Source organism: Taibaiella koreensis, from assembly GCF_003545715.1.
Lineage (GTDB): Bacteria > Bacteroidota > Bacteroidia > Chitinophagales > Chitinophagaceae > Taibaiella > Taibaiella koreensis.
The window spans coordinates 95,137-109,405 of record NZ_QVNU01000001.1; the positions used below are offsets into that span (position 1 = coordinate 95,137).

Consider the following 14,269-nt stretch of genomic DNA (forward strand, 5'->3'; position numbering starts at 1 on the left):
TATGCAGTTAAGCAAAAAAAAGGCTGAAGCTTTTTACGACCTCATCCTTTTGTATACGCTTTATTTCTTCGCCAGGTTTAATCTATAGAATAGCTTACAGCGCCGTCTTTTTCGTCTTTGAGCTGTATACCGGCGGCGGCCAGCATATCCCTGATCTTATCGGAGGCTGCATAGTCTTTACGGGCCCGGGCTTCGCGGCGCATTTCGATCACCAGCTGCAATACGCTGTCCAGCTTGCTGTCGTCGTTCTGTTGCAAGGGCTGCAGGCCCAGGATGCTTTCCAGGTAAGTGTGGAAGGTATCCAGCATCAGTTGTTGTGCCGATTGGCTGATAGCGTCTGCTCTGATCTGTCCGCCTTTGATGCCATTGATCACAGGAGCCAACTCAAACAAGTTGGCGATCACCTTTGCCGTATTGAAATCATCGTTCATGTCATCGGCACAGGCCTGGCAGAAATCCAGTATCTTTTGCTCCAGCTCGGCATCGCTAGCCGATGCGTTATCGGTCAGGGGCAGCTTCTGCAATACCTCATAGGCTTCCCAGAGCCGGCGCAATGCTTTTTCCGAAGCCTTCAGTGCATCATTTGAAAAATCAAGGGTGCTGCGGTAGTGGGTCTGCAGGATATAGAAGCGGATCACCATCGGGTGATAAGCTTGCTCCAGCATGGGATGATCGCCGCTGAAGAGCTCGGTAAGCTTGATGACATTATTATAGGCTTTACCCATTTTTTTGCCATCGATCGTGATCATATTGTTATGTATCCAGTAGTTTACCGGTGCGCAGCCATGGGCAATGGTGCTTTGCGCAATCTCGCTTTCATGGTGCGGAAATTGCAGGTCCATGCCGCCGCCATGTATATCGAAGCGTTGGCCCAGGTACTTGCTGCTCATGGCGGAACACTCGATGTGCCATCCCGGGAAACCCTCACCCCACGGGCTTTTCCAGCGCATGATGTGCTCCGGCGGCGCTTTTTTCCACAGCGCAAAATCGGCCCGGTCTCTTTTCTCTTCCTGTCCTTCCAGCTCACGGGTGGTTTCCAGCAGGTCGTCTATCACACGGCCCGAAAGCTTGCCATAGGGATATTGCGCGGCATATTTTTTAACGTCGAAGTACACAGAACCATTTACCTCGTAGGCAAAGCCTTTGGCAATAATGTCCTCGATCATGTTGATCTGCTCAATAATATGCCCGGTGGCAGTGGGTTCTATCGAAGGCTCCAGGTTGTTGAACTTACGCATGCCCCAATGGTAGAGGCTGGTATACTTGTGTACCAGCTCCATAGGCTCGAGCATTTCAAGCAATGCTTTTTTCGCAACCTTATCTTCGGCTTCACGTCCTTCTTCTTCAAAATGCCCGGCATCGGTAATGTTACGCACATAGCGCACCTTATAGCCCAGGTGCTGCAGGTAGCGGTTCACCACGTCGAAGGTGATATAAGGCCTGGCATGACCCAGGTGCGATTCGCCGCTCACGGTAGGGCCGCAGACGTACAGACCCACATGTCCCGGTGTGATCGGCACGAATTCCTCTTTCTGGCGGTTATAGGAATTGTATAAATATAAGGTCGACATATTCGAAAAGGTGAGCAGCAAAAATAAGGGATAGTTGGGAATGCCGGAATGGGAATTGTATGCGCCAGGCGCCATGCCGGCGGAGCGTACGGGAATAACCGTATTTTTGCAGCCGTATTGATCGTTTTCATTCCTAAATAGAATGCCTCAGGAAATCACACTTCGTCTCAGTCCTAACGATGCAGCGCAGGACACCTTATTGCGGCGCCACGCCGCGCAAAAGCTCAATATTAAGCCGGAAAGGATCAATGCCGTACAGGTGCTGCGCCGTTCGGTCGATGCCCGTGGCAGCCAGATCATGATGCAGCTGCTGGTCAATGTATTCGTTGAAGAACCTTTTAAAGATGCATTTGCTTTCACGCATCAGCTGCAGCAAGTGAGCGGGAAGGAGCCGGTGATCGTGGCCGGCGCCGGTCCGGCAGGATTGTATGCTGCCCTGAAGCTAGTCGAAAGCGGCCTGTGTCCCATTATTATCGAACGGGGAAAGGATGTGCGCAACCGGCGCCGCGACCTGGCAGCCATGAACAAGCAAGGCATTGTTAATCCCGACTCCAATTATTGTTTCGGTGAAGGCGGCGCCGGCACGTATAGCGACGGCAAATTATACACCCGCGCTACCAAAAGAGGCAATATACTGCGTAGCCTGCAATGGTTCCGCTACTTCGGCGCCGAGGAAAAAATACTATACGAAGCACATCCGCACATTGGCACCAATAAGCTGCCGGGCATCATTGTAGCGATGCGCGAAGCGATAGAGGCCTGTGGCGGACAGGTGTTGTTTAACACCCGGCTCACCGACCTTATACTGGATGGGGATACGCTGAAGGGCGCTGTGGTAAACGACGGACAACAGATCAGGGCCCGTGCGCTCATCCTGGCAACCGGACATTCGGCGCGCGATGTTTTTCAATTGCTGCACCGACGCAAGATCCATATAGAGGCCAAGCCATTCGCCTTGGGCGTACGTATCGAGCATCCACAGGCGCTTATCAACGATATTCAATACGGTTGCGATCCCATGGTATTCGGCGATATGGTGGGCCCTGCAGCCTATTCGCTGGTAAGCCAGGAGCTGGGCCGTGGCGTATTCTCTTTTTGTATGTGTCCTGGTGGCATTATTGCGCCCGCATCGACCGATGAGGGCGAGCTGGTGGTCAATGGATGGTCGCCATCAAAAAGGGATAATCCCTATGCCAATTCAGGCATGGTGGTCGCCGTCGATGAAGCAGACTTTGCCCGTTATGGATTTACGGGTCCCCTGGCCGGTATGCACTTCCAGCAAATGGTAGAACAAAAAGCCTGGATAGCCGGCGGGGGCTTGCTGAAGGCCCCGGCGCAGCGGATGACGGATGTTGTCGGCCGGAAACGTTCTGCTACACTGCCCGATTGCTCTTACCTGCCCGGTGTTACCAGCGTCTTGCTGCATGAGGTATTGCCCGACGAAGTATACCAGTCGCTAAGCAAAGGCTTTGTCTCTTTTGGGAAAAAAATGAAAGGCTATTATACCGATGCCGCTATTGTAACGGCGACGGAATCCCGGACCTCATCGCCGGTGCGTATTCCCAGGGATAAAGATACGCTGCAGCATGTGCAGGTCAAAGGACTGTTCCCCTGCGCAGAAGGCGCAGGCTATGCCGGTGGCATTATTTCTGCAGCTATGGACGGGGAGCGCGCGGGGGAGGCTGTGGTGGCTTATTATCGTTCTTGATAACCGTTCACTCTTATAGGGTTTGGAACCCTATAAGAGTGAACGGTAAAAAAATATCTCAGGCTGTTTTTGGCGGCTCCTTTTTATCTTTATCCGTCAGCTCGTCGAATTTATCGGTCATCTTGTCTTTTAGTTCCGATGCTTTTTCTTTGGCCGTATGCCAGGCATCTTCAGCGACGTCTTCTACCTTGTCCCATACTTGCTCGGCTTTGTCTTCTACTTTTTCCCAGGTTTCGCCGGCTTTGTCTTTGAGGTCGTTAAGGGTATCCTTCAGCTTATCGAAGAATCCCTCTTCTTTCTTTTGCTCTTCTTGCATACAATTAAGGATTTAAGGTTTCTGAATAGTACTAAATTACGTATTTCCTGCCTAACTCTTATAGGGTTTCAAACCCTATAAGAGTTAGGCAGGCAGGGGGATTATTTCACCACTACCTGGACGGTATTCCTGGTCTTCTGTTCCAGGAGCAGCACACGTCCCTTGGTCAGCTCCTCGAGGATAGAAGGCGTATAATGCCTGATGGTCAGCAACTGTACATCGTCATTCTTTAATACTTTGTAGTCCTTTTCCAGCGCTTCCACCAGCAAGCGGATCTTATCTTCCCGGTTGTCGACGCATACCACAAGGCTGATGGCAGCGTTTTGTATGAGATTGATCTTGACATGCTGGGCATGAAAAATATCATACAAGTTGCGCAGGTTCTCTTCGGTAATGAACGAGAAGTCACGGCTGGTGACCTGTAGCAGTATCTGGTCTTTTTTCAGTACGATCAGTGGAGGGTAGACGAAGGCATCGGTAGTGTTCTGGATCACGGTACCCTTGAGTTTGGTGTCCAGGAAGCATTTTACATATAATGGGATATTGGCATTTTGTAGCGGTTTGATCGTTTTGGGGTGGATCACCTGCGCACCGTAGTAGGCCATTTCGATCACCTCATGATAGGTGATCTCTTCTATCCTCACCGTATTCGGAAACAGCTTAGGATCGGCATTCAGCAAGCCTTCCACATCTTTCCATATGCTTACCGACTGTGCCGGTAACATCGCAGCCAGTAATGCTGCGGTATAATCCGAACCTTCGCGGCCAAGTGTGGTAGAGTTATTGTCGGCTGTACTACCGATAAAGCCTTGCGTGATGACGATGCCGGTTTCTTTCAACGCGGGCAACACATGCTTTTGTATCTGGTTTCGGGAAAAGTCGAGGTCCACCAGGGGATCGCGGTAAGTATCGTCGGTACGTATCAGGTCCCGGGCGTCGATCCATCGGTTGGTATAGCCCTGTTCGTTAAGATAGGCGCTGAAAATAGAGGTAGACAATATTTCGCCGATGCATACGATCTGGTCGTAAACATAATCGTGATGCTGTATGCCGGCATCGTCGATGGCCCAATGCATTTCGGTATAGTACTCATTGAGCCGCTGTTTCATGGCATCGTAGCCGGCTGGGCTGAGTAGCGCTTTGGCATAATCATTATGTGCTGTTTCGAGCGCGGCCAGCTTTTCGAGTGCCGCTTCGCGGCGGCCTTCCAGTGCTTCTTTCACAACCGCTTCGAGGGCATTGGTCGTTTTGCCATATGCCGAAACTACTACGACGAGCGGCTTGCCGCCGTAGGCAATGATAGGCAGGAGCGCCTGCATCCGTTCGGGCGTCGCTATCGAAGCGCCGCCGAATTTGTAAACCTGCATGTATTATATTGTATAGACAGTGATGAATAAACGTTTTTGGCCGGGAGTGGCCCCGGGATCATAACGGACAAGCAGGAAGCTTATGCCACTGCAAGCAACGCCTGTTCCAGCTTTTCGAAGACGTCGTCGAGCTCTTCCAGCCTGCAGGTGCCCACACTGATACGGTACCAGGGCGATTCCTTGTCGGCGCCAAAGCAGTGGAAAGGAACAATCGCCAGGCCGGCTTCGCTCAGGATATACTGGGTAACATCTTCCTGGGTAGCCAGCAACTTGCCATTGGCTTCCCTGCCTTTAAGATCGATTTTCACGGTAAGGTAAATGGCGGCCTGGGGAGCGATCGCTTCAACGGCATGGCCGCGTTGCTTCAGGGCTTCAAAACCCCTGTAGATCTTCCAAAGCCGGGTTTCCAGCTCTTCTTTGAAGTATTCCAGGAATTCATCCACATCTTCGGTATTGGCCAGGAAGTCGGCAGTAGCCTTTTGCTCGGCAATAGGAGCCCAGGCGCCGATATGGCTTAACAACGCCTTCATTTTGGCGATAACGGGAACTGGTCCCATAGCCCAGCCCACGCGCACACCGGTAGCGGCAAAGGCTTTGGAGATGCCATCTATAGAGATGGTATAGTCCTTCATATCAGGGCGCAGCGCCACGGGGTGATAATGACGGGTGTCGCCGTAGGTGAGCGTGAAATACATCTGGTCAAAGAGTACGTAAAGCTTTTTTTCATCGGCGCCCCGGCTGCGGTTCTCCGCCAGCACCAGGTCACATATTTTTTCCAGGGCTTCCTTGCTGAGGGTGGTCCCGGTGGGATTTTGCGGCGTGCAAAGACAAAGCAGCGCGGCCCCTTTTATGTGAGGCGCAATTTCTTCAGCGGTAGGCATGAAGTCATTTTCGGGTAGCGCTGTGATCTCGCAGGGTGTGCCGTGGTTCAGGTGGGTATAGTGATTATTGTTCCACGAAGGCACAGCGTAAATTACCTTGTCACCGGGATCTACAATGGTGCTGAACAGCGAATAGATGAGAGGACGGCCACCGCTGGCGATCTGGATCTCATTAGGCTCATAGCGGATGCCTTCATAATGCGCAATAAAGTCGCATACTGCCTCCCGGAGGGCCAGGATACCATCGGCCGGAGGATAATTGGTCAGCCCGGCACGATAAGCTTCTACGATACCATCTTCCAGTAGTTCGGGAATAGGAAAAATAGCCGGATTAAAGTCACCGATAGTATAGTTATAGATCTTTTCGCCATTGCGAATCCTGTTGTTGATCTCGTTACCGAGTTTTACGATTTCGGAACCGATTAATGATTCCGCAAGCTTGCTGAGTTTGCTCATCCGGTAGCTTTTTTTTGCAATTAAAAAAAGGAGGCTTACCATTCCGGTAAGCCTCCTGTATCTTGTTTGGGGTACACAATACAATACCGGGATTACCTTGGATTGGTAAAACGTTTCATATTCTTATATACCTTATGTCTGGTCATGTGTCAGTCGGAGGGCGAAGATAGAAAGGGAAATCTGTTTTTCAAAATTCAATTTCGGGGCATTTTTTGTCCTATTAAAAAATATTTTAGTTCTTTTTGTTTTGAACCAAAAAGTTGAATTAGCTTTGCGCCGGTTTTATGGAACAATACAGGGAAAAGATAGAGGAATATGGCCATTATTATGAGAAGCAGGGCTTTTCGCCGGTCGCATCACGTGTAATGGGTTACCTGTTCCTGCATCCCGAGGGCGAAGCAACTTTCGAAGAGCTGGTTCAGTATTTTGGTGTAAGCAAAAGTGCCATATCGGGTGCTATCAAGATACTTTCTGCCATGGAGATCATTACTGAGAAGACCAAATCGGGCGCCCGCAAGCGTTATTTCAAAGTGACGCTGGAACGTATGTTTGCTCCAGAAACAGTAGTGAAGAAATACAGGGAAACCCGGCTGATCCTAGAAGATATCCGTAAGCTGCGTAAGAAAAAAGATGAATTTGCCGAGAACCTGGCTTACACCATTGCTTTTCTTAAAGCCTTGGAAAATGAATTTCCCAGGATCCATGCGCAATTGAAAAAGGATAAGAAATAAGAGCGTGATGAGTAAGACCGGTAGCATGTCCCCCCAATAGCTTCCGTTCGTCATTCACCGAAAAAAAACGAGCGTTCATCGAAGAATGCCGAATGTTGGCTTAATAATGTTTTCCATTTGATATTTCGGTGTCTATTTTTGCAGTGTTAAATAAATCCAAATTCCAAAATTCGTTTTTGGTTGATATATCAACTGGATTTTACCTTTGCCCCTCGATTACAAGCTTGTAGACTGAGAATGATCTAAGTGAGGGTATTTTTACTGATAGTTGTCCTATCTACAATGCTAATGAAAAATTTATTTTTTTTTAAATCTAGTTACGCAGGAATCATGCAAATGAAAAAGAAATGTGAGATGGAGTCGATGCATTGGGACAATTTCTTTGCTGAAATGCACGACACGCTCATCTTTCAGATGCACAGGATACACAGTGTTATGTTCCGGGTTGCCAACGGCCTTATACACGAAGCATCGGTGCCGGTGAAGATGGAGCAATTGCCAATACTGATGTGTATTTATAATTGCGGAAGTGTGTCCCAGCAGGAAGTTGCCGATATTGTACACCGCGACAAGTCGTCGGTGCAGCGCACAGTAGTAACCCTCGAAAAGAAAGGATTGGTGTCGGTAAACCAGGATAAGGCAGATAAGCGGAAAAATATATTGCGCACTACAGATACCGGAACATTTGTGGCGCAGCAGATCAAGGATATTGTCAAGAAAGTGGAGGAGGAGATATTTTCTGCATTTAAATCGGAAGACAAACTGAACACGATCAATACCATCAAGGAAACAGCCGACAAGCTGGAACTTTTGAAAGTATAGTTGAAGTGTCAACGGAATCAATTTTCAGCTTTTATTTGAAACTACAGCAATAATGAAAGAATCCCTAAAAGTATTGGTCGCCGCCCTGGGCTTAACCCTGCCCGGCCTGGCCGCACAGGCGCAGCCGGCATCGCCGGCGCGGCACGAGCTGTCGCTGAAGCAGGCGCTTGAATATGCAGCCAAAAACAACGTGCAGGTCAAAAACGCGCTCATCGATGTGCAGATCCAGCAACAGATGAACCGGGAAGTTGCTTCCGCGGCCTATCCGCAGGTATCGGCCACCGGTAACTTTACCGATAACCTGAAGCTGCAGACCCAGCTCCTGCCCGGCGAATTCTTTAACCAGCCGGCGGGTACCTTCGTTCCCATCACTTTCGGTACCAAATATGTGACCACCGGCTCGTTTGATGTATCCCAGATACTGTTCGACGGCCAGGTGTTTATCGGGCTGCAGGCACGTAAGACATCCCTGCAATGGAAGCAGAAAAATGCGGAGATCACAGATGAGACGATAAGAGCCAATGTTTATAAGGTCTATTACCAGCTGGTGCTGAGCAAAACGCAAATTGCCCTGATCGATGCCAATATAGGGCTTATCGAAAAGCTGAAGCACGATGCGCAGATCATGTATGAGAACGGATTTGCCGAAAAGCTGGATGTGGACAAAAACGATGTGCAGCTGACCAACCTGCATACAGAAAAAGAAAAAGTACAGGTATCGGTGGCCAATGGCTATAATGGCCTCAAGATACTGCTGGGCATTCCCGTAAAAGACCAGCTGGTGCTGACCGACAGCCTCAGCGATGAGGAGATACGCTCAGATGCCTTGCAAGGCGCCACCTATAGCTACGAAGACCGCAGGGATTATCAGTACCTGAAACTGTCTCAAAAGCTGAACCAGTTTAATGTAAAGCGTTACCAGTACAGCAAGATACCTACTTTAAGTGCGGCATTTAACTACAACCGGATGAACATGGAGAATGACTTCCGTTTCACAGGAGAATGGTTTGAAGCCTCCTATATCGGCCTTCGTTTATCGATCCCCATCTTCAAAGGATTTGGTACCAATGCCAAGATCCGGCAGGCACAGCTGGCCGTAAGGCAGACCGACAACCAGATCGAGAACCTGAAGATGACCATCGACAATGACGTGCAAACGGCTCAGAATACCTTCAGGAGCTCGATCTCGATCATGGATTACCAGAAGAAGAATATGGCGCTCGCCGAAACGGTATACAACCAGACCAAGAAAAAATATGAAGTCGGTACCGGCTCGCAAACTGAGATCAATACGGCGCAGACAGATCTGAAAACAGCACAGTCCAATTACATCAGCGCATTGTATGACGCCATCGTAGCCAAGGTCGATTATCTGAAGGCGATCGGTAAATTATAAATCTTCTAAAACAGTCTTGAACAACAAATCAAATTATATGCGACAGATTCTGAAACTGGCTTTTACTGCTTCTTTCCTTTTGACGCTTGCGGCTTGCGGCGGTGGCAAGCAGGACAACAGCGCACTGGCTAAAAAGAAAGCCGACATGGAAAAGCTAAAGGCGGACCAGAAATCCCTGGCCGATAAAATATCAAAGCTCCAGGACGAGATCGATAAGCTGGACCCATCTGCTGCTAATGCCAATGCAAAGCTGGTATCTCTCCAGGCAATCGGGCAGGGCACCTTCGATCATTATATCGATCTGCAGGGCAAAGTGGACGCCTACAATGTGGCTTACATTGCCCCTCGTGGCCAGGGTGGTTTTGTAAAGGCCATTTATGTGAAGCAGGGCGACTATGTGAAAAAGGGCCAGACCATATTGAAGTTGGATGGAGCTGTATTGAGCCAGAGCCTGGCCGCTGCGCAGCAGCAGCTGGGCGGTGTAAAAGCCCAGCTGGATCAGGCTAAGAGCATTTATGAGCGTCAGCAGAACCTATGGAAGCAGAATATCGGCACCGAGATCCAGGTGCTGAATGCTAAAACCAATATGGAGGCGCTCCAGAGCCAGTATAATGCCGCGCAGGCCAATATCAGGTTGGCCCAGGAACAGCTGAATACAACAAGCATCGTTTCAGAAATAGATGGTACCGTAAACGTGATCAATGTAAAAGTTGGCGAGTTCTTTAACGGTGGTCAGCAGATACAGGTAGTCAATAACAATGATCTGAAGCTTACCGTGAATGTGCCGGAAAACTATGCCGATCGCGTAAAGGTAGGCAGCACGCTTGTGGCTACTCTGCCCGAATCCAACAACGAGACCATTACCACCAAGGTGAATGTATCGGGTAAGGTGATCGATCCCGTAACCCGTTCTTTCTATGTTGAAGGCAAGATACCCTCCGACAAGAAGCTTAGGGCCAATCAGCTGGCAATGATCCGCATCATGGATTACAGCAAGCCCGATGCGATAACAATCCCGGTAAATACGTTGCAGACTGATGACAAAGGCAAGTTTGTGCTGGTAGCCGTGGAAGAGAACGGGAAGCTGACGGCCCAAAAGAGGCAGGTTGAGATAGGAGAGTTATATGGCGACCAACTGGAGATTAAAGGTGGTCTGAACACCGGCGACAAGTTGATCACAGAGGGCTTCCAGAGTGTTTACGACGGCCAGCGGATCACAACATCCCAAAAGTAAGCGTACGGCTTTATTCCTCATTACGCTACCGCTACACCGGCCGCAATGCCGGGTAGCTATGCGGACTAGCTAAATCATAAAACTTATGAGTGCTTTAGAAAACTTCACCGGAAAGTTCAAGGAATTTAAACCTACGAGCTGGTCCGTAAAAAATAAATCGTCCATTTACCTGTTGATGATCATCATCACGCTGATGGGGATATTCCAGTTCATGACATTGCCCAAGGAGCAGTTTCCGGATATCGTTATTCCCACCATCTATGTGCAGACGATCAACGTGGGTAACTCCCCCAAGGATATGGAGAACCTGGTTACCCAACCTATCGAAAAGCAGATCAAGGGTATTACCGGGGCCAAGATCACCAAAACCACAAGTACCTCCCTGCAGGACTTTTCTGCCATCATGGTGGAGTTTGACGCCAATGTAAAAGTGGATGTCGCGCTGCAGAAAGTAAAGGATGCGGTAGACAAAGCCAAGCAAGACCTGCCCACCGACCTTACCCAGGAACCTACTGTGCTGGAAGTAAGCTTCTCCGATCAGCCGATCATGTACGTGAACGTGAGCGGGGATTACGATATGGTGCGCCTGAAAAAGTACGCCGACGATATACAGGACCGGCTGGAATCGCTGCCACAAATCAATCGCGTCGACATTGTAGGTGCGCCGGAGCGTGAATTCCAGATTAATGTAGACAACCAGCGCATGCTGGCCGCTGGCATTACCTTCGATAATATCGAGAACGCCGTTGCCCGGGAGAATATGGATGTTACCGGCGGTCTGCTGCAAGTAGGCAATATGAAGCGGACCCTGCAGCTGAAAGGTCAGGTAAAAACGGCTGATGATCTTGCGAAGGTAGTGGTGCGTAATACCAAAGGCGCGGCCATATACCTGAAGGATATTGCCGATATCAAAGATACGATCAAGGAACATGAAAGCTTTGCCCGTCTGGATGGTAAAAACGTAGTTACACTGAATATCATCAAGCGCTCGGGCGAGAACCTGATCGAGACTTCCGATGCCGTAAAGAAAGCAGTGCTGGAAATGAAAGCAAGCCAGTTTCCGCCCGATCTTCACGTGGTGGTTACCGGCGATATGAGCAAGTCGACCAGGACCTCGTTCAACGACCTGGTAAACTCTATCGTGATCGGCTTCCTGCTGGTATTGCTCATCCTTATGTTCTTCATGGGCGTCACCAACGCCTTCTTCGTGGCGCTGTCGGTGCCGCTTAGTATGTTTGTGGCCTTTGTATGCCTTCCGGGAGCCGATATGATCGTAGGGACACACGTTACGCTCAACTTCATGGTTTTGTTTGCCCTGTTGTTCGGGTTGGGTATCATTGTGGACGATGCGATTGTGGTGATCGAGAACACCCACCGTATCTTTACCGAAGGAAAAGGCAAAATGAACTCTGAGCGATCGGCTATGATGGCTGCCGGCGAAGTATTTGTGCCCGTTCTGGCCGGTACCCTCACCACCCTGGCGCCTTTCTTCCCGCTATTGTTCTGGCCGGGTATCATTGGTAAGTTCATGATCTACCTGCCTACCATGCTGATCTTTACACTGGCGGCATCCCTTATCGTGGCCTTTATCATGAACCCTGTGTTTGCCGTGGATTTCATGAACCATCCCGAAGGAGAACATAAGAAGCAACCAAAATCTGCCATCTTTAAAAAGAGAGCCTTCCTTATACCGGTAATCATTGGTGTGCTGATGCTGGTATTTGGCTTTATGATCAAGGCTGCGACACCCGAAGTGCATCATGTGGCCAATTCGCTTGAAGCAGAACCTGGCAAGCCCTACTCGTTCTACTTCTTCGTAGGTAATCTATTGCTCTTCTTTGCCTTCCTGGTAGCGTTGAATAAATATGTGCTGGACGATGCTATCCACAGTTTCCAGAACAGGGTGCTGCCCTGGATCATGGGACACTACGAAAGCCTGTTGCGCTGGGCGCTTAAAGGCTGGCGGCCGGTTCACCTGCTGTTGGGTGCTGTGGGCCTGTTCTTCCTGTCCTTTTTCATATTCGGTTCTATAGGCAAATCGCCGGTATTCTTCCCCGAGGGAGAACCCAACCAGATCTATGTTTATCTTAAGTTGCCGGTAGGTACTGCTGTGGAATATACCGATTCTCTGACCCGTACGCTGGAGACCAAGGTGAACAAAGTGCTGGGTATAGAGAACGGTAAGAAAAACCCGATGGTGGAAAGTGTGATAGCCAACGTGGCCATCGGGGCCTCCGATCCGGCGAGCGGCGACCGTAGCACGCGCCCCGAGCTGGGACGCATCCAGATATCCTTCGTAGAATACGAAAAGCGGCATGGCGGCAAAACAGGTCCTTACCTGCAACAGATCCGCCAGGCGATCAAAGGTATTCCCGGCGCCGAGCTTTCCGTAGATAAGGAACAGAACGGTCCCCCTACTGACCCCCCTATCAATATAGAGGTAGCGAGCGAAGACATCGACGATATGATCAAAACGGCGGTGGGCTTGAAAAACTACCTCGATTCCCTGAAAGTACCCGGTGTGGAAGATCTGAAGATGGACATTGACCTCAACAACCCCGAGATATCTATTACCGTGGATCGTGAGCGTGCCCTTATCGAAGGTATTTCTTCTGCCCAGATAGGCGCCCAATTGCGGACGGCTCTGTTCGGTAAAGAGGTATCGAAAGTGAAGGAAGGTGAGGATGAATATAAAATTCAGTTGCGCAACGAATATATGCAGCGGAAAAACCTGGTAGACCTGCTGAATATGAATGTCACCTTCCAGGACATGGCCTCGGGCGGCGCTGTGAAAAGCGTACCCATTGGCTCCCTGGTAAAGATCGACTATACCAGCACATTGGGTAGTGTAAAGCGCAAGAACCAGAAAAGGGTAATTACGCTGAGGTCTAACGTACTGCAGGGCTATACGCCCACTGAGGTGAACGTGCAGCTGGCCAAAGACATCAAGGCGTTTGGTAAAACGGAAGGTGTGACCATCAGTCAGACCGGCGAAGGAGAGCAACAGGCCGAGACCGGCGCTTTCCTTGGAAAAGCTTTGGTGATCGCCCTCATGATGATCCTGCTCATCCTCGTAATTCAGTTCAACTCTGTAGGAAAATCGGTGATCATCCTTACCGAGATCGTGTTCAGTGTGATCGGGGTGCTTCTGGGTTTTGCGTTCTCAGGTATGCAGGTGTCGATTGTAATGACGGGCGTAGGTATCCTGGGTCTGGCTGGTATCGTAATCAAGAATGGTATCCTGGTGATCGAATTTGCCGATGAGCTGAGGGGGCGTGGCCTTAAAACAAGAGAAGCGGTGATACAGGCTGGTAAAACGAGGATCATCCCGGTAATGCTGACTGCTTTGGCCGCTATCCTGGCGCTGATCCCGCTGGCGGTAGGTTTCAACATCAACTTTATCACCCTGTTCTCCGAGCTGAACCCAAGGATATTCTTTGGCGGCGATAACGTGATGTTCTGGAAGCCGCTGTCCTGGACCATTATATTCGGTCTTACTTTTGCCTTCTTCATGACGCTCATCATGGTGCCGAGCATGTACCTGATCTATGAGCGCCTGAAACGTCCTATGCGTCGCCATTTCGGCGGTAAATGGGTATCGTTCATGGGAATTCCGCCATTGATCTTCCTGTTTATTCCTATGATGATCTATTCGGCCATCAAGCATCGCAGGGATGTCCGTCGTCGCAGGGCCAGACTGGCAAAACGTAACGACGTGAACGAAGCCTTTATCGGTAGCTGGTTCTAGCAGTATTCCAATTCAAAATTCAAAATTTAAAATTGAAAT

At 49.7% G+C, this 14,269-nt stretch carries 10 protein-coding genes; 6 read left to right on the forward strand and 4 right to left on the reverse strand.

Annotated features, from left to right (window positions below):
- Positions 1-77: 77 nt before the first annotated feature.
- Entirely contained in the window at positions 78-1,571 is a 1,494-nt protein-coding gene (gene cysS, locus DZK30_RS00420) for a cysteine--tRNA ligase (RefSeq protein WP_118973349.1), read from the reverse strand.
- Positions 1,572-1,713: 142 nt separating this feature from the next.
- Here cysS and DZK30_RS00425 point away from each other — a divergent pair, with 142 nt between their 5' ends.
- Complete coding sequence (locus DZK30_RS00425) at positions 1,714-3,279, forward strand: NAD(P)/FAD-dependent oxidoreductase (RefSeq protein WP_118972117.1); 1,566 nt, start codon at positions 1,714-1,716, stop codon at positions 3,277-3,279.
- A 58-nt stretch (positions 3,280-3,337) separates the two neighbouring features.
- On the opposite strand, the gene DZK30_RS00430 is transcribed toward DZK30_RS00425, so the two are convergent.
- The 3 genes from DZK30_RS00430 to DZK30_RS00440 form a co-directional block, all read right to left on the reverse strand.
- Positions 3,338-3,595, reverse strand: coding sequence for a YtxH domain-containing protein (locus tag DZK30_RS00430; protein ID WP_205529336.1), 258 nt, complete (start codon positions 3,593-3,595; stop codon positions 3,338-3,340).
- A gap of 101 nt (positions 3,596-3,696) precedes the next feature.
- Positions 3,697-4,962 carry an aspartate kinase gene (locus DZK30_RS00435; protein ID WP_118972118.1) on the reverse strand — a complete coding sequence of 422 codons (1,266 nt, stop codon included), beginning with the start codon at positions 4,960-4,962 and terminating at the stop codon, positions 3,697-3,699.
- An 80-nt stretch (positions 4,963-5,042) separates the two neighbouring features.
- Positions 5,043-6,299, reverse strand: a complete 1,257-nt coding sequence (locus DZK30_RS00440; protein WP_118973350.1) for a pyridoxal phosphate-dependent aminotransferase — start codon at positions 6,297-6,299, stop codon at positions 5,043-5,045.
- A 284-nt stretch (positions 6,300-6,583) separates the two neighbouring features.
- Between DZK30_RS00440 and DZK30_RS00445 the strand changes: the two genes are divergently transcribed.
- The 5 genes from DZK30_RS00445 to DZK30_RS00465 all read left to right on the forward strand — a co-directional run bounded on the left by DZK30_RS00445 (position 6,584) and on the right by DZK30_RS00465 (position 14,230).
- Positions 6,584-7,030, forward strand: a complete 447-nt coding sequence (locus DZK30_RS00445; RefSeq protein ID WP_118972119.1) for a GbsR/MarR family transcriptional regulator — start codon at positions 6,584-6,586, stop codon at positions 7,028-7,030.
- A 336-nt stretch (positions 7,031-7,366) separates the two neighbouring features.
- Positions 7,367-7,852 carry a MarR family winged helix-turn-helix transcriptional regulator gene (locus DZK30_RS00450; protein ID WP_162902721.1) on the forward strand — a complete coding sequence of 162 codons (486 nt, stop codon included), beginning with the start codon at positions 7,367-7,369 and terminating at the stop codon, positions 7,850-7,852.
- A 52-nt stretch (positions 7,853-7,904) separates the two neighbouring features.
- Positions 7,905-9,248 carry a TolC family protein gene (locus tag DZK30_RS00455; RefSeq protein ID WP_118972121.1) on the forward strand — a complete coding sequence of 448 codons (1,344 nt, stop codon included), beginning with the start codon at positions 7,905-7,907 and terminating at the stop codon, positions 9,246-9,248.
- Between the two features lie 37 nt (positions 9,249-9,285).
- The gene (locus DZK30_RS00460) at positions 9,286-10,482 is read left to right on the forward strand and encodes an efflux RND transporter periplasmic adaptor subunit (RefSeq protein WP_118973351.1); all 1,197 of its coding nucleotides are present in this window, start codon (positions 9,286-9,288) and stop codon (positions 10,480-10,482) included.
- 85 nt (positions 10,483-10,567) lie between these two features.
- A complete protein-coding gene (locus DZK30_RS00465; protein ID WP_118972122.1) occupies positions 10,568-14,230 on the forward strand; it encodes an efflux RND transporter permease subunit in 3,663 nt (1,220 codons plus the stop codon).
- Positions 14,231-14,269: the final 39 nt, after the last annotated feature.